Source organism: Nisaea nitritireducens (assembly GCF_014904795.1).
Lineage (GTDB): Bacteria > Pseudomonadota > Alphaproteobacteria > Thalassobaculales > Thalassobaculaceae > Nisaea > Nisaea nitritireducens.
This window is the reverse complement of sequence record NZ_JACZFS010000009.1, coordinates 243,911-264,902: the sequence shown is the minus strand read 5'-3', so window position 1 is coordinate 264,902 and position 20,992 is coordinate 243,911. Positions and strand designations below refer to the sequence as shown.

At 58.1% G+C, this 20,992-nt stretch carries 19 protein-coding genes; 9 read left to right on the top strand and 10 right to left on the bottom strand.

Annotation, left to right across the window (positions count from 1 at the left end; genetic code table 11):
• Nucleotides 1-59: 59 nt before the first annotated feature.
• The 4 genes from IG629_RS02810 (at nucleotide 60) to IG629_RS02795 (ending at nucleotide 4,150) form a co-directional block, all read left to right on the top strand.
• Nucleotides 60-1,535 (top strand): ABC transporter substrate-binding protein, encoded by a 1,476-nt coding sequence (locus tag IG629_RS02810; RefSeq protein ID WP_193170461.1) that lies wholly within the window; start codon nucleotides 60-62, stop codon nucleotides 1,533-1,535.
• Nucleotides 1,536-1,558: 23 nt separating this feature from the next.
• Nucleotides 1,559-2,515, top strand: a complete 957-nt coding sequence (locus tag IG629_RS02805) for an ABC transporter permease (RefSeq protein WP_193170460.1) — start codon at nucleotides 1,559-1,561, stop codon at nucleotides 2,513-2,515.
• Entirely contained in the window at nucleotides 2,508-3,395 is an 888-nt protein-coding gene (locus IG629_RS02800) for an ABC transporter permease (protein ID WP_193170459.1), read from the top strand. Before IG629_RS02805 ends, IG629_RS02800 begins: the two co-directional genes overlap by 8 nt.
• Before the next feature lie 125 nt (nucleotides 3,396-3,520).
• A complete protein-coding gene (locus IG629_RS02795; protein WP_193170458.1) occupies nucleotides 3,521-4,150 on the top strand; it encodes a class I SAM-dependent methyltransferase in 630 nt (209 codons plus the stop codon).
• A 199-nt stretch (nucleotides 4,151-4,349) separates the two neighbouring features.
• On the opposite strand, the gene hspQ is transcribed toward IG629_RS02795, so the two are convergent.
• Nucleotides 4,350-4,679 (bottom strand): heat shock protein HspQ, encoded by a 330-nt coding sequence (gene hspQ, locus IG629_RS02790; RefSeq protein WP_193170457.1) that lies wholly within the window; start codon nucleotides 4,677-4,679, stop codon nucleotides 4,350-4,352.
• A 213-nt stretch (nucleotides 4,680-4,892) separates the two neighbouring features.
• Here hspQ and IG629_RS02785 point away from each other — a divergent pair, with 213 nt between their 5' ends.
• Nucleotides 4,893-6,185 carry an MFS transporter gene (locus IG629_RS02785; RefSeq protein ID WP_193170456.1) on the top strand — a complete coding sequence of 431 codons (1,293 nt, stop codon included), beginning with the start codon at nucleotides 4,893-4,895 and terminating at the stop codon, nucleotides 6,183-6,185.
• Nucleotides 6,186-6,205: 20 nt separating this feature from the next.
• On the opposite strand, the gene IG629_RS02780 is transcribed toward IG629_RS02785, so the two are convergent.
• Nucleotides 6,206-7,774, bottom strand: a complete 1,569-nt coding sequence (locus tag IG629_RS02780; protein WP_193170455.1) for an ATP-binding protein — start codon at nucleotides 7,772-7,774, stop codon at nucleotides 6,206-6,208.
• 168 nt (nucleotides 7,775-7,942) lie between these two features.
• Nucleotides 7,943-8,707: an ATP-binding response regulator gene (locus IG629_RS02775; RefSeq protein ID WP_193170454.1), complete on the bottom strand. Its 765-nt coding sequence runs from the start codon at nucleotides 8,705-8,707 to the stop codon at nucleotides 7,943-7,945.
• A gap of 214 nt (nucleotides 8,708-8,921) precedes the next feature.
• Between IG629_RS02775 and IG629_RS02770 the strand changes: the two genes are divergently transcribed.
• Nucleotides 8,922-9,302 (top strand): response regulator, encoded by a 381-nt coding sequence (locus IG629_RS02770; protein ID WP_226886394.1) that lies wholly within the window; start codon nucleotides 8,922-8,924, stop codon nucleotides 9,300-9,302.
• Nucleotides 9,303-9,322: 20 nt separating this feature from the next.
• On the opposite strand, the gene IG629_RS02765 is transcribed toward IG629_RS02770, so the two are convergent.
• Nucleotides 9,323-9,700, bottom strand: coding sequence for an Hpt domain-containing protein (locus tag IG629_RS02765; protein WP_193170452.1), 378 nt, complete (start codon nucleotides 9,698-9,700; stop codon nucleotides 9,323-9,325).
• A gap of 290 nt (nucleotides 9,701-9,990) precedes the next feature.
• On the opposite strand from IG629_RS02765, the gene IG629_RS02760 reads away from it, so the two are divergent.
• Nucleotides 9,991-12,327 carry a PAS domain S-box protein gene (locus IG629_RS02760; protein WP_193170451.1) on the top strand — a complete coding sequence of 779 codons (2,337 nt, stop codon included), beginning with the start codon at nucleotides 9,991-9,993 and terminating at the stop codon, nucleotides 12,325-12,327.
• Nucleotides 12,328-12,373: 46 nt separating this feature from the next.
• Here IG629_RS02760 and IG629_RS02755 read toward each other — a convergent pair whose 3' ends face one another.
• Nucleotides 12,374-13,546 (bottom strand): DUF2336 domain-containing protein, encoded by a 1,173-nt coding sequence (locus IG629_RS02755; RefSeq protein WP_193170450.1) that lies wholly within the window; start codon nucleotides 13,544-13,546, stop codon nucleotides 12,374-12,376.
• Nucleotides 13,547-13,738: 192 nt separating this feature from the next.
• Nucleotides 13,739-14,725, bottom strand: a complete 987-nt coding sequence (locus IG629_RS02750; RefSeq protein ID WP_193170449.1) for an MBL fold metallo-hydrolase — start codon at nucleotides 14,723-14,725, stop codon at nucleotides 13,739-13,741.
• A 225-nt stretch (nucleotides 14,726-14,950) separates the two neighbouring features.
• Between IG629_RS02750 and pcaD the strand changes: the two genes are divergently transcribed.
• The gene (pcaD, locus tag IG629_RS02745; protein WP_193170448.1) at nucleotides 14,951-15,745 is read left to right on the top strand and encodes a 3-oxoadipate enol-lactonase; all 795 of its coding nucleotides are present in this window, start codon (nucleotides 14,951-14,953) and stop codon (nucleotides 15,743-15,745) included.
• A 15-nt stretch (nucleotides 15,746-15,760) separates the two neighbouring features.
• Here the strand turns inward: pcaD and IG629_RS02740 are convergent, their stop codons facing one another.
• Nucleotides 15,761-16,777: an FG-GAP repeat domain-containing protein gene (locus IG629_RS02740; RefSeq protein ID WP_193170447.1), complete on the bottom strand. Its 1,017-nt coding sequence runs from the start codon at nucleotides 16,775-16,777 to the stop codon at nucleotides 15,761-15,763.
• 161 nt (nucleotides 16,778-16,938) lie between these two features.
• Between IG629_RS02740 and IG629_RS02735 the strand changes: the two genes are divergently transcribed.
• Nucleotides 16,939-17,625, top strand: coding sequence for a fumarylacetoacetate hydrolase family protein (locus IG629_RS02735; protein ID WP_193170446.1), 687 nt, complete (start codon nucleotides 16,939-16,941; stop codon nucleotides 17,623-17,625).
• 81 nt (nucleotides 17,626-17,706) lie between these two features.
• On the opposite strand, the gene IG629_RS02730 is transcribed toward IG629_RS02735, so the two are convergent.
• From IG629_RS02730 to IG629_RS02720, 3 genes are all read right to left on the bottom strand, one after another.
• The gene (locus IG629_RS02730) at nucleotides 17,707-19,224 is read right to left on the bottom strand and encodes a tripartite tricarboxylate transporter permease (RefSeq protein ID WP_193170445.1); all 1,518 of its coding nucleotides are present in this window, start codon (nucleotides 19,222-19,224) and stop codon (nucleotides 17,707-17,709) included.
• Nucleotides 19,225-19,246: 22 nt separating this feature from the next.
• The gene (locus IG629_RS02725; protein WP_193170444.1) at nucleotides 19,247-19,744 is read right to left on the bottom strand and encodes a tripartite tricarboxylate transporter TctB family protein; all 498 of its coding nucleotides are present in this window, start codon (nucleotides 19,742-19,744) and stop codon (nucleotides 19,247-19,249) included.
• A gap of 109 nt (nucleotides 19,745-19,853) precedes the next feature.
• A complete protein-coding gene (locus IG629_RS02720; RefSeq protein WP_193170443.1) occupies nucleotides 19,854-20,825 on the bottom strand; it encodes a Bug family tripartite tricarboxylate transporter substrate binding protein in 972 nt (323 codons plus the stop codon).
• Nucleotides 20,826-20,992: the final 167 nt, after the last annotated feature.

Sequence of the window (20,992 nt, the reverse complement as noted above, 5' to 3'; positions counted from 1 at the left end):
AGAGGGCATGTAAGGCTTGCCCCCTTTCGAGCGGTCCGCTTTGAGCAGGGAGACAAACAATGAAAACCAAGCTGTTCGCAGCAGCGTTTCTGGCTGCCGGTCTCGGTATGTCCGGACAGGTCGCCGCCAAAGATACTCTGACACTCGGCATTGGGCTTGAGCCGCCGCATCTGGACCCAACCGGGGGTGCCGCCGCGGCGATTGACGAGGTCGTTTATCAGAACGTGTTCGAAGGCCTGACCCGGATCGGTCCGGACGGCGCCGTACTGCCCGGACTGGCCAAAAGCTGGACCGTCTCCGACGACGGGCTGACCTACAGCTTCAAACTTCGCGATGGTGTGAGATTCCACGATGGCACGGCGTTCGATTCCGCCGACGTTCTGTTCTCGATCGGCCGCGCCATGGCGGAAGACAGCACCAACGCCCAGAAAGGCCTTTTCGAGCCGATCGCCAAGATCGAGGCACCCGATGCCGCGACCGTCACCATCACCCTGAAGCGCCCGACGGGTCATTTCCTGTTCAATCTGGGCTGGGGCGACGTTGTCATGGTCGCGCCGGAAAGCGCGGACACGAATAAAACCAAACCGGTCGGCACCGGCCCGTTCACCTTCGACCGCTGGTCCAAAGGCGCCGAGATCCGGCTCAAACGAAACGACGCCTATTGGGGCGCTGCCGCCAAACTTTCCAAAGTCAGCTTCAAGGTCATGCCGGATGCCGCCTCTTCAGCCGCCGCGCTGATGTCGGGCGATATCGACGTCTTCCCGAATTTCGGCGCGCCGGAATTGCTGGAGCAGTTCCGCGCCGATCCGCGCTTCGAGGTCGTCGTTGGCACCACGGAGGGGGAGACCATCCTCTCCATGAACAATACGAGCAAGGCCCTCAGCGACATCCGAGTGCGCCGGGCCATCGCGCATGCGATTGACCGGCAGGCGATCATCGACGGCGCCATGTTCGGCTCCGGCACGCCCATCGGCAGCCATTTTGCCCCGCATCACCCGGCCTATGTCGATCTGACCGGCATGTATCCGCATGATATGGCGAAAGCAAAGGCCCTGCTGGCGGAAGCCGGTTACGCGAGTGGCCTGAAACTGCGCCTGACCCTGCCGCCCCCAAGCTATGCTCGCCGTGGCGGCGAGGTCATCGCGGCACAGTTGGCTGCGGTCGGTATAGAAGCAGAAATCATTCCGGTTGAGTGGGCGCAGTGGCTGAAGCAGGTGTTCAAGACCACGGATTACGATCTCACCATCGTGTCCCACACCGAGCCGTTCGATATCGGCATCTACGCGCGCGACAGCTACTATTTCAATTACAAGAGCGAGCGCTTCAACCAGATCTACGCGGACCTGACAGAAGCCGTCGATCCGGCCAAACGGAAAGCGTTGATTGGTGAGGCCCAGAAGGTTCTGGCGGAAGACAGCGTCAACGGCTTCCTGTTCGAGCTCGCCCAGAATGGCGTCTGGAAAAAAGGCATCAAGGGCCTTTGGGCAAACCGTCCGATCCAGGCCAACGATGTGACGGCCGCTTACTGGGAATAACCTGAACCAGCCGGACTTCGTCCATGCTTGAATTTGTCGTGCGGCGCCTGACGACTCTGGCGGCGACCCTTGCGGTCGCCGCCCTCATTGTGTTCCTCGTTATGGAAGTGCTTCCAGGCGATCCGGCGGAGGTCATGCTTGGCCTGAATGCACAGCCGGACACGCTCGCGGCCTTGCGGGCGCAGATGGGGCTCGACCGTCCTGCGCCAGAACGCTTTGTCTCCTGGGTTCTGGCCTTCCTCTCGGGCGATCTCGGCATCAGCTACACCTACGACGTTCCGGTCTCCGAGCTCATTGGCGAGCGCATGGTTGTCACCTTGCCGTTGGCCCTGATGGCCATCCTGTTCTCGACGCTCATCGCGCTTCCAAGCGGTGTGCTGTCCGCCATGTTCCGGGGCCGCCCGGCCGACACCATTATCATGGGGATCGCCCAGCTTGGCGTCGCGGTGCCGAATTTCTGGTTCGCCATCCTGCTGATCCTGCTTTTCGCCGTTACCCTCGGCTGGACCAGCGCGGGCGGCTTTCCTGGTTTCGAGGACGGTATCCTGCCCGCCCTCGGCGCCCTCCTCCTGCCTGCCATTGCCCTGGCGCTGCCGCAGGCCGCCATTCTGGCCCGCGTCACGCGCTCGTCTGTCATCGACGTGCTTGGAGAGGATTATATCCGGACGGCCCGGGCCAAGGGGCTGCCAGGCGGTACCGTGCTCTGGCGTCATGCTGTGCGCAACGCACTGGCCGCCCCACTGACCATCATGGGCCTGCAATTCAGTTTCCTCCTCGCCGGCACCGTGATTATCGAGAACGTGTTTTACCTGCCCGGTCTCGGCCGCCTGATCTTCCAGGCCATCGCCCAGCGGGATCTGATTGTAGTGAAGGATATCGTCGTTCTGCTTGTCGCCATCGTCATCACGGTGAATTTCATCGTCGACATACTCTACGCTTGGGCCGACCCGCGCCTCAGAAACGGCGGCGGCAATGTCTGAAGTCACCGCCGTGGGCTACATCCGCCACCGGGCCGGCTTCTGGCGCCGGGCGATGCGTCACCCCGGCTTTCTGATCGGCGGTGCGATCTCCCTCTTAGTCCTGCTGATGGCAGCGCTTGCTCTGGTCTGGACGCCCTACCCGGTCACCGTGCTGAATATCGCGGAAAAGCTCAGCGCCGCATCCATCGCGCACCCGCTTGGCACGGATCATTTCGGCCGGGACATTCTCTCCATGCTGATGGTCGGCGCGGGCAATTCGGTCGCGGTCGGTCTGGTCGCGGTCGGCCTCGGCATCGGTGTCGGCGGCCCACTCGGTCTTCTCGCCGCAATGCGCCCCGGACTAATCAGCGAAGCGGTGATGCGGGCAAGCGACCTCGCCTTCGCCTTCCCCGCCCTGCTCACGGCCGTGATGATTACAGCGATCTATGGGCCCGGAACCATGAATTCGGTCATCGCTATCGGCATTTTCAATATTCCGGTCTTCGCCCGGCTGACCCGCGGTGTCTCGCTTTCGGTCTGGAAGATGGAATATGTCACGGCGGCGCGCGCGGTCGGGGTGCCACCTCTGCAGATCGCCCTGCGCTACATGCTGCCGAATATCGCCAGTCCGCTGATCGTGCAGGCGACGATCCAGTTCGCCCTCGCCATCCTCGCCGAGGCAGGTCTGAGCTATCTCGGCCTCGGCACCCAGCCGCCGCAGCCAAGCTGGGGGAAGATGCTGCATGAGGCTCAGACCATGCTTTATTTTGCGCCGATGCTGGCGATTCTCCCCGGAGCGGCTATCGCGGTCACTGTACTGGGCCTGAACCTGCTTGGTGACGGGCTCCGTGACCTGCTGGATCCGAAACTGCGGGGTACCGCAAAACCGCCAAAGACCTAGAATATTGGGAACGATACGGGACATCCGTAAATGGGCAGCGATTTTTATGCTTTTGGTGCAAGATCGTTGCGCCTATCTATGAACTCTTAGGGTCGACATCCTGACCTGATTTCAGGGAGTGCTTCATGGGTCTTCGAACAGCCAGAGAGGAAATCTTCTTCCTCTCAAGATGGCTTCGTGCCCCACTTAAGACCGGATCTGTCCGTCCCAGCGGACGGGATCTGACACGACTGATCGCTGGTGCGGTCGCCGATCTGGCACCGGACGAATGGATCGTCGAGCTTGGCGGTGGAACGGGGGCAGTTACCCGCGCCCTGATAGAGAACGGTATCGCTCCAGACCGCATGGTCGTTCTGGAACGGGATCGGGCTTTGTCCGACTGGCTGCGGCGCGCTTTCCCGGAAGTCACCGTCGTTACCGGAGACGCCGAGCATCTTCGGCGTCATCTCGCAGCGAACAATGCCGGCCCTGTTCGCAAAATCGTCTCCAGCCTGCCCTTGCTGTCACTGCCCCGCAGCCAGCGCAATGTGATCCTCGCCGAGGCATTCGCAGTCCTGGGAGCAGATGGCTCCCTGGTCCAGTACAGCTACGGCCCGAGCTGCCCGGTGTCACGGACATTGCGGAACGGTCTCGGGATCAATGCAAGACATGTCGGCACGGCATGGCGCAATCTGCCGCCCGCTCGGGTGTGGGAGTTTAAAAAGCGGGGCTTGGAGCAGACACCTCACCACCCGCGGCGCAAAAACGCCGCATAGAACAGTTACGCCGGGACTCCCATCAGCAAGCCCCGGCTGCCCGCTATCCGGTGTCTAAGCGATACTTGTGAAACAGGCAGCTTGCGTGGGTCACGTCGCCGACAAGCTCGGCACCACTTGCTGGATACATATAGAGCCCCTGTCCCGCCAATCGCACATGGATCGGCAAGACGGCCATCAACTCACTGCGAGCTTGGGCTCAGGCTTCGTGGTGACGGACGATATACCGACCGTCATCAAAACCCGTGAATTGCTCTGAAATGGAGGGATGGTTCACCGGGCCGTTGTCGCTGTCATCGATCAGGTTCTGCTCCGAGACATAAGCGACGTAGTAAGTTTCCGGATTTTCGGCAAACAAATGGTAAAATGGCTGATCGCGCCTCGGGCGGCGATCTTCCGGAATGGCGAGATACCAATCTTCGGTGTTGGCAAATTCAGGGTCGACATCAAACACAACGCCCCGGAAATCGAACATCTTGTGCCGAACAACCGCGCCGATACCAAATTTGGCTTCGACAATTTTTATCACGGGAAACCCATTCCGTTGTTTTCATTCACTCTTACGGAACTTGTCCGGAATGTCGAGCAGCGTCAACCGCTGCCGCACGGCAGGGACAGATCCTGCAGGTCCGGTATTTCCACCAGGAGATGAATATCTCGCTTGTTCTTGGGCCTTTTTACCTACAATCTTGAGGCAATCGAGCGGTTCAGTTCGAAATTAAGAATCATCCGGGAGGTATAAATGTCCGTCGCGGCGCTACGCGATCACCTGTTCGGCTACCTGAACGATCGCATCTTTTACGGATGGGTCATTCTCTCCGTTGCTGGACTCGGCCTTTTTGCCAGCGGCCCCGGTCAATCTCATACCTTCAGCGTTTTCATTGATCCGATAAGTGAAGATCTCGGCATCTCCAGCACGGAGATCGCCTCAGCTTACGGGACCGCCACCCTGCTTGCCGCATTTTGCCTGCCTTTTACGGGGCGTCTCGTCGACCGTTTCGGGGCCCGTAAAATGGCGAGTATAATCGTCATCCTGCTCGGTTTTGCCTGTCTGTTCTTCGGAGCCGCGGCGAATATGCTTTGGCTCGGCATCGGTTTCGCTTTTCTGCGGTTCTTCGGCCAAGGCTCGCTGATGCTGAGTTGCGCGAACATGACCTCGCAATGGTTCAGCAAGAAACGGGGCTACGCCATGGGCCTGATGGCGCTTGGCTTTGCCGCCTCAATGGCGATCCATCCGCGGCTCGGACAATATCTGATCGACACTGTTGGCTGGCGTCAGGCCTGGACTGTGCTCGGCATGACCACCTGGATACTGATGCTTCCTGTCATCTGGCTGCTCGTCCATGACAAGCCCGAGCAGAAGGGGCTCCATCCCGATGGCATAGCTCCGGAAAAACAGGCTGGCGATGAAGCAGCCCAGACAGAAGTCATGTCAGGCTTGTCCCTCAGCGAAGCGCTCAGGACACCAGCCTTTCACCTGCTCTGGCTCGGGATGGTTTCCATCGCCATGCTGGTAACAAGCCTGCATTTCTATCAGGTGAAGATCTTTAGCGCACAGGGACTGGAAGAACAGGTCGCCGCCTGGATGTTCCCGATTTCCGCCTGCACAATGGTGGCGATGATGCCTTTGGTCGGTCGCACGCTCGACAGGATCAAATCCCGCTATGCGTTCTCAATCGCCCTGCTGATCCAGGCCACGGCCCTGCTTATGGTGACGCAGGTGACCAATGTTCCGACAGCGATCGCCTATGCCGCCCTGTTCGGCCTCCTGAATGCCTGCAGCATGACGCTGTTCGGCTATGTCTGGCCGCGCTTCTTCGGCCGGGCGCATCTCGGGAGTATTCAGGGTGTGGGACAAATGATCGGCGTCGTCGGCGCATCCATCGGACCGCTACCGATCGGCTATGCGTTCGATCACTTCGGCTCGCCTACCATGATGATCCAAGGCCTCGCCCTATACCCCGCGGCCTGTGCCGTACTCGCGCTCTTTATCCGCACGCCGGCTGGCGTGCCGGTCGAGGCACATCTGGAATAAAGCTCCCTGGGATGACCGGATCAGCTGAGCGGTTCGATCCGGGTGGCCGGCAAGGTCACGGTAACACTCGTCCCGACGCCCAACTGGCTGCTGATCTTCAGATCGCCGCCATGGGACTTGGCAATCGCCTGGGTCAGATAAAGGCCAAGCCCGGCGCCTTCGATCGAGCGGCTGTAGGTTTCGTCCGTCGCTTGCTCGAAGGGGTTAAGGACACGATCAAGGTCGCTCTCGCGAATGCCCATTCCGTTATCCTTCACCTCAAGCACAGCTCCGGCTTCCGGATCGATGGTCAGCCGCAGAGTGATCGTGCCGTCCGTATCCGTAAACTTCACGGCGTTAGTCAGCAAATTCATCAGAACCTGACGGATCTGCCGCTCGTCCCCGGTAAACCCAACCGGCCTGTCCGGAAGCTCTGCGGTGAAATGTTGCGACTTCTCGGCAAGTTTCGGGCGGATCATGGCGATTGTGGTGGAAACCGAGCGACCAAGGTCGAACAGATCCTCCTTCAGCCCCATCTCTCCAAGCTCTATCCGGGAAACATCGAGAATGTCGTTGATCAGCTCAAGCAGGTGCGCACCGGCTGAATGAATATGCTGGACGAACTCGGTATATCGCTCACTGCCGATCGGCCCGAACATCTCCTTTTGCAGAAGGTCGGAGAACCCGATGATGCTGTTCAGGGGGGTCCGCAATTCGTGGCTCATATTGGCGAGAAACTGTGTCTTCGCCAGGCTGGCCAGGTCGGCGCGATGCAAGGCGTCTTCGAGCTGCCGTGTTTTATCCGCGACCTTGGTCTGCAGATCGTGCGCCTGACGCCGCCGCACTGAAATATCACGGAACCAGATAATTCGCGCCGCGCAGCCTTCAAACTCCAGAGGGTTGCCGGACAACAATACCCAATGTGTCTCGCCATCCGCCGCCGTGCACTGAACCTCGTGATCAGCCATTCGAGCGCTGAATTCCGGGTCCGTCAGCACAGCTTCAAGATTGTCGGCGTTCTCACCAACCGGTTGCGGGCCATTCTCGGCGAGCGTCTTGATTAAATCTTCACCAAGCCAGGTCACAAGGGCCGAGTTCGCAATCAGCCGCCGATTGTCGTCGCAGCTCAGGACCAAAGCGCCGATGGGACAATCCTCGATCGTCTTGCGCAGCACCGCGGCCTCCTCTTCGGCTGCCTGCCGGTAGAATTCTTCCGATACATCAGCAACAACCGTTGCCAGCCCGCCCTGCCTCAATCGGCGGGTGTCGATACGAACAACCCGGCCGGACTGGAGAATAGCCTGCCAATGATCGCTTCCCGAGCCAACGGTCGAGATCCCGGTCAGCTGGTCGGCACTAAAACCATTGAGAAACCGCACATCGCCATAAGAAGGCTGCAGGGAATGAACATCCTGCTCTCCCATGCCGAGGGACAACGCATCGTCCGGCAAATTGAGCAGAGTGAAGATCGAGCGATTGTAGGCACTCAACCGGCCCTCGGAATTCCAGATGACAATACCGTCACGCGAAGGGTCGGGCGGCACATCAAAGGTACCGTCGATAACCTCTTCGACGGCAACGGCAAGGCTGCTGGTCCAAGTCTGCGTCATTGTCACTCGTTGTCGAGGGGGATCTAATTACAGGCGACGGTTTAAAACTGCGCACCCTCATTAAAACAAGATTCGGAAATATTCCAGCAAAGATGAATGTACTATTTATTCAATTTTCCTAATTTTTTTTATACAAATTTTACAGTCTTGCCATCCCCTCGATAGAGCCTAGATTAATCCAAGCTTTTGCAGAGCTTCTGCCAAGTCATCGCCGAACTCCTTACCTTTACGCACGATAGGAACCGTTTCCGGGAGCGTCTTCAGCAATTGATTGTCCCTGGTAAAGGAGGTCAACAAGGCACAGGGAATATCTTTCGTCGCCTTCATTGCTTTCAGGGCGCAGATAAGATCCACGCCATCCATACCAGGCATGTTGGCCGAAACGAAAACACAGTCCGGGCGGGTCTGATAAACGTAACCGATGCCCTGGATCGACGACTGCACGCCCGTAACGCGATAGCCGCAAGCTTCAAGCTCTTTTGTCACAAGACGCGCCTGTGCGCCGGGCTCCATGATCAGACCGATTTCAACTTCTGTGGCCGTGACATCCGAAACGTCGAAGCGGGACCGCATCGGGAGAGAGCGGACAACAGTATCGATCGGACCATCGTTGGAAATGCGCCCATCGATCACATCGCCAAGCCGATCAACGAAAATCCGAATATCCGAAATCTTGAGCGGTGCCCCTGAATCCGACGCTGAAATATAGTCTTCACAGCGATGCGCGAGGATTGTCAGGTTGGTGAACCCGAACGTGCCGCCGGACCCTTTCAGCGAATGCACGATCCTGGCGAGATCGACCATTTCAGACGGCTCGAGCTCGCCACGTTCGGCAGCGCCATCAAGCATCTTGTCGAGCTGGCCTATGCTGTCATTTGCATAGTCCAAAAACTCCTGATGCAACCGCGCCAGATGCTTCTCAAAATCTTCCATCAGCTATCGAGCCTTCCTTTTGCCGTCAAACCGCGCCCCGCCGGGCCGCTCAAAATCATATGGCATGCTTTACCACTCGTTGGCGAGACGCCATTGCGCTAGAGTTCGGTCTATAAATTCGCGTGGAACTATCGGTGTTATTGACGCGACGGCTTTCGCCAAACACGGTTCTTCCGCCCTCCCGCCGATTGCGGGAACTTGGAAAGCAATGCCAATGCTCAAAATTCTGCATGTAGACGACGAAGCCGACATCCGGTCGATCACTAAGCTGACTCTGGAATCCATCGGAGGATTTGACGTTCTCTCCTGCGCCTCGGGCAAGGATGCCATAGCAGCCGTGGCGGACACGGCGCCCGATTTGATCGTCATGGATGTCATGATGCCTGAGATGGATGGTCCGACGACATACCTCGCGTTTCAGAAAATCCCGGCGGCAAGTCATATACCGGTCATCTTCATGACGGCGAAGACCCAGAAAGACGAGATCGACAGCCTGATGGAGATCGGGGCTATCGGCGTTATCGCCAAACCGTTCGACCCCATGCAACTGAGCAAAGAAGTGGAGCGTATCTGGAACGCCCGGACCACCGGATGATTGTTTGACTCTCACCATCATCAGAACGGGACAGTACCGATTTCAGGGTCCGCGAACATACGGGTGCTTTCCTCAAGTAAAGAAGTCACTGCCGCCGCAAGCTCCTCTTTTTGAGCGTCATCCATGTCGCTCACACCCTGGTCCATCAACCTGATGCAAAGAACTTCAAGCTCTTTCGCGGATTTAGAGACGTCGGCATACCCATAAGTACCGGAAGTACCTGCAATCGTATGGGCTTCGCGCTTAACGAACTCCAATGCCTCGGGATTTTTTGCATCATCGGATCCGGAGGTGATTTCCGACCAGTTCCGCTCGATCACACCGATGCGGCCGCGACAGATTTCGAGAAATTCGTCACGGAGTGCCAGGAATGCCTGCCGAAGATCGCCGTCCGTCATTGCCCGAGCGCCAGTTTCTTCATTGCAGCCTCACCATCTCCGTCCAGCCATTCACTGGGAAGCATCCTTACCCTTGCCCAACAAACCATGTGCCACCGCTATTTGCGTTCTCAGTTAGCGTATGAGACAGCGGTTTAAATCCGGTTAAAGCCGGCGAAATATTACGAGACCATACCGATATCCGGCAGAGTCCCCAACTCATACGATAACAACGAAGTATTAACTCTCCTATGTCACCGTCGTTGCTGGCCATTCCCGCGATCATCAGGCTTCAAGCGGGATTGAGCATCATGGTCAGCCATGAGAGCGACACTGCGTCGCGCGCCTGCAATTCGGGCAATGACGAGGGCTTGATGCAAAAACTGAAGATCACCAGCGTTGCTCCCGGTTCCAGCGACGCGGACAGGATGAAAGCGCTCCAGCAACTCTCGAAAGCGCTTTATTGGGAATGGGATTCCGAGCGGAAAGAATTCCGGTTTCACGCTGCTGAAATGCTGTCCATCTGGAAGCCTGAATTATTGCCAAGCGGTGAAATTGACGCCTCGCTGGTGGTCCCGTCCGATCAGCCTCTGCTGCGCCGGGCGTTCGAAACAATCTTCAACAACGCCATTCCGGATCCGGTTACCTTTGAGGCTCAGGCAGACGAGGCAGCGTGCACCGTGACCTACATGCTCCGGGCTGAACCGGTGCATTGTGACAAACCGTCGATTATCCGCGGCATCATCAAGGACATTTCAGACAACACACTTCTTGTCGAACGCGCACGGTCGGCTGAAGAAAAGCTGTTCGATGCAATTGAAGCTTTGAGAGATGGTTTTGTCATTTTCGATTCTGACGACCGCCTCGTCGTCTGCAATCAGAAATATCGCGATCTGTATACCAGATCCGCCCATGTCATAAAGCCCGGCGCGACATTTACCGAGATTGTCCGCGCAGGACTCGAGGCCGGCGAATACTCGGAGGCTGTCGGCCGCGAAGAGGAATGGTTCAAGGAGCGGCTGGCAATACACCAGGCGTCCAATCAGGACATTGAGCAGCAACTGGGCGACGGACGATGGCTTCGGATTGCCGAGCGCAAAACAGCGGACGGCATGCGCATTGGCCTGAGGATCGACATTACCAGGCTCAAGCAGAATGAAGCCAAGCTGAAGGCGACACTTGCCCGATTGCAGCAAAGCGAACTAGAGGCCCGCCAGTTATCGGTTGTCGTGGATCGAACCAGGTCCATGGTCACGATCCTCGACGAAGACGGTCGGGTGGAATGGGTTAATCCCGCGTTCACGGAAAGCACCGGATACACGATCGAAGAGATAGCCGGGAAAGAACCCCGCTCCTTCATGCGCGGGCCGGATACCGACAAATCGGTCGCGGAATCCGTCGACAACGATATTGAGCACGGCAAGTCGGTCAGCGGCACGATACTGCATTACAAAAAGAACGGCACGCCGATCTGGGTCGAATTCGAGCGGCAGGCGATCCGGGCCAGCGATGGCACTGTCATTCAACACATGATCGTCGCACATGATGTGACCGAGCACGTTAAAGCCACCGAAGTCCTTGCCGAACGGGCAGAGTCGATCCGCGCCATCCTCGATACGGTGGTCGATGCCATTATCACTATCGACAGCAATGGCGTCATCCTCACCTTCAATCCGGCAGCCGAACGCATGTTCGGAACCCGGCGCGAAGAGGCTCTCGGAAAAAACGTAAGTATCCTCATGACCGGGAAGCACCACGCAAATCATCCGCGCTATATCGCGAGCTATCTGACCGGCCATACCAAGAACGTAATTGGAAAAAACAGGGAGTTCACCGCGATTAAATCGGATGGAACCGTTTTTCCGATCGAACTCGCGGTCGGTGAAATGTTCGTCGGCACGAGCCTCCGGTTTGTCGGCATTATCCGCGATATTTCAGAGCGCAAGCATCTTGAACGCATCAAGCGCGAGTTCATTTCCACTGTCAGTCACGAATTGAAGACGCCGCTCACCTCGATCACCGGAGCCCTAGGGCTGGCACGCAGCGGAGTTGCCGGCTCGCTCACCGACCAGATGCAGCAAATTATCGATATCGCCTATCGCAATAGCGAGCGTCTCGGCGTTCTGGTGACCGATATTCTGGATATTGAGAAAATCGATGCCGGTCAGATGTCTTACGATATGCAGCAGAGCGATATTGAACAGTTGATCTCTGACTGCGTCGTCAGCATGCAGCCGTACTCCATCAAGTTTGGTGTCAGCCTCAAGATCTGCAAAACCGCCGAAAACCCGATTTTTACAGGCGACCCAAACCGCATGACTCAGGTCATTACGAACCTGATATCGAATGGGATCAAATTCTCCAAATCAGGCCAACAGGTCGAAGTCAGGTCCGAAAGCACGGCTGACACCCTAACCTTCTCGGTCAGGGATCACGGGGAAGGCATTCCCAAGGAATTGCAGGAACGGATTTTCACACGTTTCTTCCGGGTGGACAGTGCCGATGACAGGCACAGCAGCGGCACCGGTCTGGGCCTGAGTATCTGCCGGCCAATAGCCGAGGCCCATGGCGGCACACTCTCTGTCGAAAGCAGTCCGGGTGCAGGATCGACCTTCACCGTCAGTCTTCCGCGTAACGTGAAAGCCTGAGAAAACTATTTCCGGAGACGGTTAAAAAACGTCACGGAAACCGGCCTCAGTGCAAATGCTCGCGCGCCTCGGCGGTGCTTGAGGTCAAGGTGGCCAGACGCTTCAGCAAGTAATCCGTATCTTCCTCGGTAAGGCCGAAATCGTCCGTCTCGAATGCGGTCAGCAGTCGCTCCAGAACCTTGAGACTGAACCGCTCCCGGTCACTCTCCAGCCCGTCATAATCGGTATCACGCATCACATCGATTGCTTTGCGCAGTACCGGGAAAGAGCGCTTCGGCAGCCCGGACCGTTCGAACAGCGCCTTCAGTCCGCGATTACCTTCATCGTCGAACAGCTTCTGTGCATTTAACAACGGGACGGATGCCAGTTCGGCCAGTGCCGCCTGGGCAAAGGACAGATCACCGAGGCAAGCAGCACGGACAACAATTGATTCCGTAAGGCGGCCATTGCGATGCAATTCGGCGACAAGGTCTTCGACCTTCTGCGCGCCGGCTCCGTTTGACACAAGGCTCAGCGTGGCATTCTCGCGCGCTTCCAGAAGCAGGTCGGTCGCCATGTTTGCCGGCAGATCATGGTGTTTAACCAGATGCTCCCGCAGACGCTCCGACACGATCGAAACCAGACGCTCCGAAATTCCAACCGGCAGAGACGAGCGGTTGACCAACCCGTCCTGGATATTCTCATCGTCACCGAACCGGTCGATCGCCTTCTTGAAGCCGCTCTCGGAAATCGTAGCGCCTTCGTTCCGCACCAGCGTTTCAACGACTGTCTGATTTCCCTTGTCGATCAGTGTCTCGGCAACAGCCTCCGGAACGTTTTCACGCCGGGCAATTGCCGACTGCTTCATCTCATCCGCAGCGGACGCGATCTCGACCAGATCATCCTCGCGCAGCACCTCGGAAAATTCGAGGACCGGCATTGCGACCGATTCCACGTCTTTTGCCAGAAGCAGCGCAACGTCATGCGGCAGGTCTTTCGCAGACTTCGCTTCGCGGGCCAGCGCTTCACGGACCCTGCGTTCCGCATCGCGCGCCATGACCCGGAGAATTTCCTGGGCCATCGGCAATTCTGTTGCGGAAAAGCTGGAGGTAGACAGCTGGCCTGCCACCTTCGCCACTGTCGCGGCACGATTATCAGCTGAGGGATCTTTCAGCAGAGACTGCACATCGGCTGCCGAAAGCGCCCCGCCGCCATTGCCACTGTCACCAGAGCTTACCATGCGCTTCCTCACATCTCGCTGCATTTATAGCGGGTGAGTGTTCCGCAACAACGGTTAACGTTTCCTTATCAAACGAAAACTTGATGCGTCACTCTTAAGTAAGTCTAGCAGATTTCACGGCTATCCGCGCAAGTATAAGAAGCGACGCGCCAAAGAACGCGCCGCTTCCTGAATTCACGGCCTGCCGAATTCCTAGAGATTGAGCTGATAGCTTGCCGGCACCCAGCGATAGGCAGCTCCGTGCGTCTCCACATATCCCACGGCCGGGAATGGCATGTGATATCCCGTAGCAGGAATTTTCTCGGCCGCTGCCATATCCAGCAAGCGCTTGCGCGTCGCCGCGGCGGCTTCCTTATCCATGTCAAACCGCACATGCCAGTCCGGACGCTGCAAGGATGCCACATAGTGATTGGTGGTATCGGCCCAGGCGAGCAGTCGCCGTCCGTCGCTTTCGAAGTGATATGCCATGTGCCCAGGTGTATGCCCTGCCGCACCAACGGCCTGAATGCCGGACACCACGTCTTCGCCGGGCTTCAGAAACGTCATCTTCTCCGCAAACGGGACGACGTTGCTCTGCACCAACTTGCCGACCCTCGCGAGCTTGCCCTCGGCCATTTCCGGCGGAGACCAGAAGTCGTATTCCGCCGCGGCGGTTACGTAACGCGCGTTCGGGAACAATGCGCCGCCGCCTTCCATCAGGCCCCCGATATGGTCCGGATGGAAATGGGTCAGGACGACAACGTCGATCTGCTCTGCGGTAAACCCGGCCCGGCCGAGGGCTTCTGCAAGATGGCCGGCGTTCGGCCTGCGACCATTACCGTTTCCGGCGTCGAACATGACCACTTCTTTGCCGGTGTTGACGATAACCGGCGTGAAAGAGATCTCCATCCGGTTCCCCGGCAGGTGATTTTCTTCCGCGAGCCGCACCACGTCTTCCTGTGACTGGTCTTGCCCGAAAATCGGGTGCGGACCATCGAGCTGGATGGCCCCATCCCAGATCGTCGTTACCTCAAACGTACCGAGCTTGAAGCGGTAATGCGACGGGTGTGACGCCCCCTGCATCGGTGCCGCCGCCTCAACCAGAGACGGCAGACTGGTGAGCACTGCCGGTGCGGCCAATGTTCCAGCGGCGGCAAACATTGCTTCCCGCCTGGTAAGCGCTTTTAAACGGGTCGTCATCTGGGTCCTCCCTCGACCGAACAAAGTCAAAGCCTTGGAAGTAGCGCAGCAGGCCGCGCTGAAAAGATGCGGGTGCCGGAAAAAGAGGTCCGCTCACGAAGCTTACAGCCTCCCGCACTGCAGCGCCTGCTCGGACCTTTATCGCAAGGGTCTTAAATAAGGTGGAGTTTCCGCAGGTTAAGGGTACAAAACCCGAGCAGAAGAGAACGCGAGGGAGGAAATAAAATGGCATTCTTCAAAGCTGGATCACGAACATTTCACTATTCCGACCGGACAGTCGGGACCGGCCCGACGCTGGTTCTCGCCAACTCTCTCGGCACGGATTTCCGGATCTGGGACCAGCTGCTGCCGAAGCTGGAAGGGATCGGACGCATTATCCGGTATGACAAACGCGGACACGGCCTGACGGACGTGTCCGAGCCTCCCTACTCCATCCAGGATTTGAGCTCCGACCTGAAAATCATCACCGACCATGCCGGGCTGGAGCGCTTCCTGCTTGGCGGTGTTTCCATCGGCGGGATGATCGCCCAGGACTATGCGGCCCGGTATCCCGAACAGGTCGACGCCCTCGTGTGCATGGATACGGCGCCAAAAATCGGGGAAGCCAGCCTCTGGCAGGACCGCATTGATGCGATCTCCGCGAACGGTCTCGAAAGTATCGCCGATGGTGTGATGGAGCGCTGGTTCTCGGCCTCTTTCCGGAAAAACAATCCGGCCGCCACGGCAGGGTGGCGCAACCTGCTCGCGCGGACCACACAGGCCGGCTATCTCGGCTGCTGCTCGGCGATCCGTGACGCGGACCTGACCGAGGCAACCCTCTCTCTGACCGTGCCGACCCTGGTTCTCTGCGGTGCTGAAGACGGCGCGACACCGCCCGCACTCGTCAAGGCCATGGCCGATGCCATGAAAAATGCGTCCTATGTAGAAATTCCAAATGCCGGACACATCCCGAGCCTCGAACAGCCGGAAGTCCTGGCCAACGCCATGAACGGTTTCTTCCGGAAGCAGGGCCTGATCTGAGCTGGCAGACCTGCCCTAGGGCGCCCACCGGATCTCATACAGAGCCCCGTCTCTATCGAGATAGACCGCGCTCTGCGGGCTCGTGGAGACGATGCTGGAAAGGGGCGCCGATGGTATCTTCACCTCGGCGATCCTGCGCGGCCCGTCTGGTGTCAGCGATACTGCGACAATGGCACCATATCCCCGCACGGGCAGGATAAGATCGGGATTGCCGTCGTCGTCGACATCGGCAATTTCCGACAGGTCCTGGACCGTCGAGCCGCCATGATGGTTGGCATACCCACCCTCGCGCGCCTGTTCGCGCAGACGGCCACCGCGCCATTCCAGAAAGACCAGCTCGCCACGGATATGCGGCCGGTCGACATAAGCGATCTCGGTAAAGCCATCGCCGTCGAAATCGGCAATGCCGGCAATATTCAGCCAACGGTACGGAGCTCCGATCCTGGCGGAACTGGCCAGCCGAAGCAGCGCGGGATTGCCGTCGCTGTCCCTGCCAAGACCGAACACCGCAATCCCGGCTCCGCCAGTCGACGATGCCGTGATGGCCACGATTTCCGGCCGGCCTTGTTGCTCGCGATCCAGGTCGACAATCCGGGGTTCGAGATCCTCAAACACCTCGTCCGCCGTTACCGTATAGATAGCGGGCGCGCCGCTCTCCTCCTGCACCACCAGGCTCAGCGCCTCCACCGGATCTCCAAGTGCGCCGTGGCCGTAGCTTTCAGTTTCGCTATTGTACCAGGCCTTGATCCGGCCATCCGGACTGATCGCAACCCGGCCGTCCTTCACGAGCGGAAGCGGCAAAGGGCCGGGCTCTGGCATCTGTACCGCTCCGGATTTATCGATCACCGACCCATCGCCGGTGACTTCAAACACTGCACCATTTGCGGCCCGCGCCAGAACGTGATCCATCGTACTGACAAGCGTACCGCCGGGAGCTGTAAGATCCAGTTTACGGACCGACAGTTCCGCTGCCGATACGGACATCGACGCCATTGCTATGACAGCTGTCGTCAGAATAGTTGCAACCCGCATGCGCCCAACCTCTCCGGAGACCCGGTCTAAATGACGAAGAAAGCTCGTCGAATATAGGACTGGACGCGCCCATGTCCCTGTCCGATATGTATCGCAGTTGTTCACAGGCACGCGAGCGCGGGCAACGCGACGTGCCTCAACCTCCCACCAAGGAGTCCGACATGAGCTATGTTTTCACGCCGCCCCCGGCAGTCTCCCTGCCCGTCCGCGGCCAGGACGATCGCTTCCCCGTGCACCGGGTTTACTGCGTCGGGCGCAACTATGCTGAACATGCCATCGAGATGGGCCACGATCCGGACAAGGAGCCGCCGTTCTTCTTCCAGAAGAATCCGGACAACCTGATCGTCCCGGACCTGAAGTTCCCCTACCCGCCCCAGTCCAACGACGTGCACCATGAAATCGAAATGGTCGTCGCGCTCAAGAAGGGCGGAACCGACATTCCGGTCGAAGACGCCCTTGATTGTGTCTATGGCTACGCGGTGTCTCTCGACATGACCCGGCGCGATCTGCAGGGCCAGATGAAGAAGCTCGGCCGGCCGTGGGAAATCGGCAAGGCGTTCGAGATGTCCGCTCCGTGCGGCGAGATCGTCCCCGCCTCTGACATCGGCCACCCGGAAAACGGTGCCGTCTGGCTCAAGGTCAATGGCGAGATGCGCCAGGAAGGCGACCTGAACCAGATGCTCTGGAAGGTCCCGGAAATGATCTCCTATCTTTCCAGCCTGTTCACACTGGTCCCGGGTGACATCATCATGTCCGGCACGCCGGCCGGCGTTGGCCCCGTCGTGCGCGGCGATGTCATGCACGGCCATGTCGAAGGCGTTGGCGATCTGGTCGTCAACGTGACCTGAGGCTGGCGTTACTGCTGAATCAGAAAGGGCGGCCTCAGTGGCCGCCCTTTCTTTTGTTCGTCTATAGGCGTTTCCGCGAAGTCACGCCTCGGCGTCTTTCGCCTGCTTGCGTTTTTTCCGGAAGACCTGCACCAGCGGCAGCAGAAGCAGGACAATAGCGATCATCGTGATCGGTCCGGCGATCGGCCGGGTGAAGAACACAGTGGCATCGCCGCCGGAAATGATCAGGCTTTGCCGAAGTGCCGGCTCGGCGATCGGGCCAAGCACAATGGCCAGCACTGCCGGGGCCAGCGGATAATCCAGCTTGCGCAGCAGGTAGGCCCCGAAACCGAAGATCACCATCAGCCAGACATCGTGCATATCCTCGGTCGGCGCATAACCGCCAACGAGGCAGAGCACGAAGATGATCGGCGCCAGAATGGTGAACGGCATCTTCAGCACCCAGAGGAAGACGGGGATGAAGAGGATATTGATGATCACCGCGAAGAAGTTCGCGGCATAGAGGCTGGCGGTCAGCCCCCAAACGAAGTCCGACTGCTCGATGAACATCATCGGGCCGGGTACAAGCCCCCAGATAACCATCCCGCCGAGCAGGATCGCGGTCGTCGGGGAGCCCGGTATGCCCAGTGTCAGCATCGGCAGCATGGCGCCCGTCGAAGCAGAGTTGTTCGCGGCTTCAGGGGCGATCACGCCACCGACTTCACCCTTGCCGTAACCATCCGGATTTTTCGAAGTCATCTTCGAGATGCCATAGGCCATCAAAGACCCCGGCGTAGCGCCCGCCGCCGGCAGGATACCGACGAAGAACCCCAGCAGGGAGCCGATCCAGGCCGGCTTCCACTCCTTCAGAACTTCCTTCAGATGAGAGATCGTACGCTTGGTTGAGACCTCGACCTTGGACATCGACGGATTTCCCCGGGTTGAATCGATGGTCCAGAGCATTTCACCGATGCCGTAGACGCCGATCGCAAGTACCAGGAAATTGATTCCGTGCAGGAAACCGATGATATCGAAGAAGACCAGCCGCGGTGTTCCGGAAATGATATCCATTCCGACAGCGCTGAACACCAACCCGATACAGATGGAGAAGATGGTCTTCGCAATATCGTCGCCACCGAGGCCTACGAAAGTTGCGAAGGCCAGAAGCATGAGTGCGAAGATCTCCTGGTCGCCGAAATCAAGCGCGACACTGGCGAGCGCAGGCGCAAAACCGGTGAAAAGGATGATCGAGATCGTCCCGCCGAAAAAGGATGCGACAGCGGCAGCAATGAGCGCCTTGTCGGCCATCCCTTTGAGGGCAAGCGGTCGTCCGTCAAAAGTCGTCGCCACCGCTGTCGACGCCCCGGGTATCCCGAGCATGATCGAACTGATAGCGCCGCCATACATGGCGCCGTAATAGATTGCGGCGAGAAAGATGATCGCAGAAGTGGGCGGCACGAGAAACGTCAGTGGCAGCAGGATCGCCACACCGTTCACCGATCCCAAGCCCGGCATAGCGCCGATGAACAGACCGACCGTCACGCCGACAACGACCAGCCCAAGATTGAGCGGCTCGAAAGCGATCAGAAAGCCGTCCAAGAGAAGCTGAATGATTTCCATAATTTAAATCCCCAGGCCGGCGCTAAAGGAAGATGTCGTAAAGCGGATAGAACAGCGGCTCCAGGTATCCCTTGGGCAGCACGATCCGCATGGCGACATCGAAGAAGAAGAAGATGACGACTGGTGCTATTCCGGAAATCACCAGCGTTGGCACCCAGTTGTGCCGTCCGAGAACCCGCAGGTAGAACAGCATGAAGATCGGCACAGCCCCGTAGACGCCGATGACATGGACCATGGCCACGAGACCGACCACGCTGCCACCAACCAGCAAGAACATCCGGATCGCATAAGAGTCCATGAACAGGTCCTGGGAGCGCGATTGAGGCGTCGTCTTGCGAACCCAGTTCACAATCGTCCAAATGTTGCAGACCAACATCATCCCGGCCAACCAGAACGGCCAAGCGCCGCCTCCGGGACCTTCATGCTCTACCCAGCCGACATTCAGCTCAGTACTCTTCCACATCAGATAGATGGAAAATGCTGCCAACAAGACAGCCGTGACCAGTTCCGCGCGACGCATGTGCGGCGACCTTCCTCATTCGATCATGAATAGAAAAAGAGACGGGATCCCAGACCCCTTAAATCACACCCCCGGAGCGCTCAGGCTCCGGGAGTGCTGAGATCGGCGATCAGGAAGCGCCGGCCTTGGCCAGCATCTTGCGATGCGTCTCATTGTTGACCTTCCAGTAAGCCTGAAGCTCGGCTCCGGACAGGAAGTCGCCGTAGAGGCTCTTGCTCGTGCGATAATCCTGCCATTCCTTGCTATCAAAGACCTTCTTGAACAGCGAGGTATAGTAGGCCTGTGCGTCCGCAGACATGCCCGGCGCGCCGACGACGCTCCGCTGCATGTAGTAGGCAAAGTCCTGGCCTTTTTCGGTCATGGTCGGGGCGTTCGGGAACTTATCCAGACGCTCCTTGGTGAAGGCCACCAGCGGGATAGCAACGCCGGCATTGTAGAAACCTTCGATTTCCGACGGGTTGTTCACAGAGGAATTGATGTGCTTGCCGGCAACCTGCTTGGCCACCGTACCGCCGCCCTTGTAAGGCACGTACTTCATCTTGAGGTCGAAATTAGCGTTCAGGAAATCCGTGATGAGCTGGTCTTCCTGCAGCTTGCCGGTTCCGCCCATGACCCACTGATTACCGACGCTCTTCACGTGATCGACCCACTGCTCGAACGTCGTGAGACCGGAATCCTTGTGCACCCAAAGCAGGAAGGTGTCTTCCGCCATCCGCGCAACCGGTGCGAATTTCAGGGAGTCGACGCCAAGACCCGGCTGACGCATCGGAGTCGTATAGAAACTGTTCAGGGTCACCATAATGGTGTGGTCCTGATCCTTGGCATTCTGAACATGCACAAGGGCTTCAGCGCCCGAGCCACCCGGCTTGTTGATCGGGATCAACGGCTTGGATGCCATTTTATGTTTTTCAACAATGGTCTGCATCAGACGGGCCATCTTGTCGGCGCCACCGCCCTTGCCAGCCATGATAATGAAGTCGACCGGTTTTACCGGCTCGAATGCCTGTGCCGACGCATTAACGGTCAGTCCGAGACCGGCAATGACAGCCAAGCCCATAAGACAGCGTCTTGAGATTTTCATTGAATTCCTCCCTTGTTGTTTCCGGACAAATTAATTTTTTTCTTTTTGTCCGTCGCCAAAGCGTAGTCCGGCTTTTCAGCAAGGACCAACAACTTTTCATGGCACGAAAATGGTATACCAAGCCCAAGTATCTTGTATACCAGTTTCTCTTGCGCCCATAGTCAACC

What these genes read in the sequence shown, in the direction of transcription:
- IG629_RS02810 (WP_193170461.1), top strand. Translation starts at nt 60, where the DNA reads ATGAAAACCAAGCTGTTCGCAGCAGCGTTTCTGGCTGCCGGTCTCGGT.
- IG629_RS02805 (WP_193170460.1), top strand. Translation starts at nt 1,559, where the DNA reads ATGCTTGAATTTGTCGTGCGGCGCCTGACGACTCTGGCGGCGACCCTT.
- IG629_RS02800 (WP_193170459.1), top strand. Translation starts at nt 2,508, where the DNA reads ATGTCTGAAGTCACCGCCGTGGGCTACATCCGCCACCGGGCCGGCTTC.
- IG629_RS02795 (WP_193170458.1), top strand. Translation starts at nt 3,521, where the DNA reads ATGGGTCTTCGAACAGCCAGAGAGGAAATCTTCTTCCTCTCAAGATGG.
- IG629_RS02785 (WP_193170456.1), top strand. Translation starts at nt 4,893, where the DNA reads ATGTCCGTCGCGGCGCTACGCGATCACCTGTTCGGCTACCTGAACGAT.
- IG629_RS02780 (WP_193170455.1), bottom strand. Translation starts at nt 7,774, where the DNA reads ATGACGCAGACTTGGACCAGCAGCCTTGCCGTTGCCGTCGAAGAGGTT.
- IG629_RS02775 (WP_193170454.1), bottom strand. Translation starts at nt 8,707, where the DNA reads ATGGAAGATTTTGAGAAGCATCTGGCGCGGTTGCATCAGGAGTTTTTG.
- IG629_RS02770 (WP_226886394.1), top strand. Translation starts at nt 8,922, where the DNA reads ATGCTCAAAATTCTGCATGTAGACGACGAAGCCGACATCCGGTCGATC.
- IG629_RS02765 (WP_193170452.1), bottom strand. Translation starts at nt 9,700, where the DNA reads ATGACGGACGGCGATCTTCGGCAGGCATTCCTGGCACTCCGTGACGAA.
- IG629_RS02760 (WP_193170451.1), top strand. Translation starts at nt 9,991, where the DNA reads ATGGTCAGCCATGAGAGCGACACTGCGTCGCGCGCCTGCAATTCGGGC.
- IG629_RS02755 (WP_193170450.1), bottom strand. Translation starts at nt 13,546, where the DNA reads ATGGTAAGCTCTGGTGACAGTGGCAATGGCGGCGGGGCGCTTTCGGCA.
- IG629_RS02750 (WP_193170449.1), bottom strand. Translation starts at nt 14,725, where the DNA reads ATGACGACCCGTTTAAAAGCGCTTACCAGGCGGGAAGCAATGTTTGCC.
- pcaD (WP_193170448.1), top strand. Translation starts at nt 14,951, where the DNA reads ATGGCATTCTTCAAAGCTGGATCACGAACATTTCACTATTCCGACCGG.
- IG629_RS02740 (WP_193170447.1), bottom strand. Translation starts at nt 16,777, where the DNA reads ATGCGGGTTGCAACTATTCTGACGACAGCTGTCATAGCAATGGCGTCG.
- IG629_RS02735 (WP_193170446.1), top strand. Translation starts at nt 16,939, where the DNA reads ATGAGCTATGTTTTCACGCCGCCCCCGGCAGTCTCCCTGCCCGTCCGC.
- IG629_RS02730 (WP_193170445.1), bottom strand. Translation starts at nt 19,224, where the DNA reads ATGGAAATCATTCAGCTTCTCTTGGACGGCTTTCTGATCGCTTTCGAG.
- IG629_RS02725 (WP_193170444.1), bottom strand. Translation starts at nt 19,744, where the DNA reads ATGCGTCGCGCGGAACTGGTCACGGCTGTCTTGTTGGCAGCATTTTCC.
- IG629_RS02720 (WP_193170443.1), bottom strand. Translation starts at nt 20,825, where the DNA reads ATGAAAATCTCAAGACGCTGTCTTATGGGCTTGGCTGTCATTGCCGGT.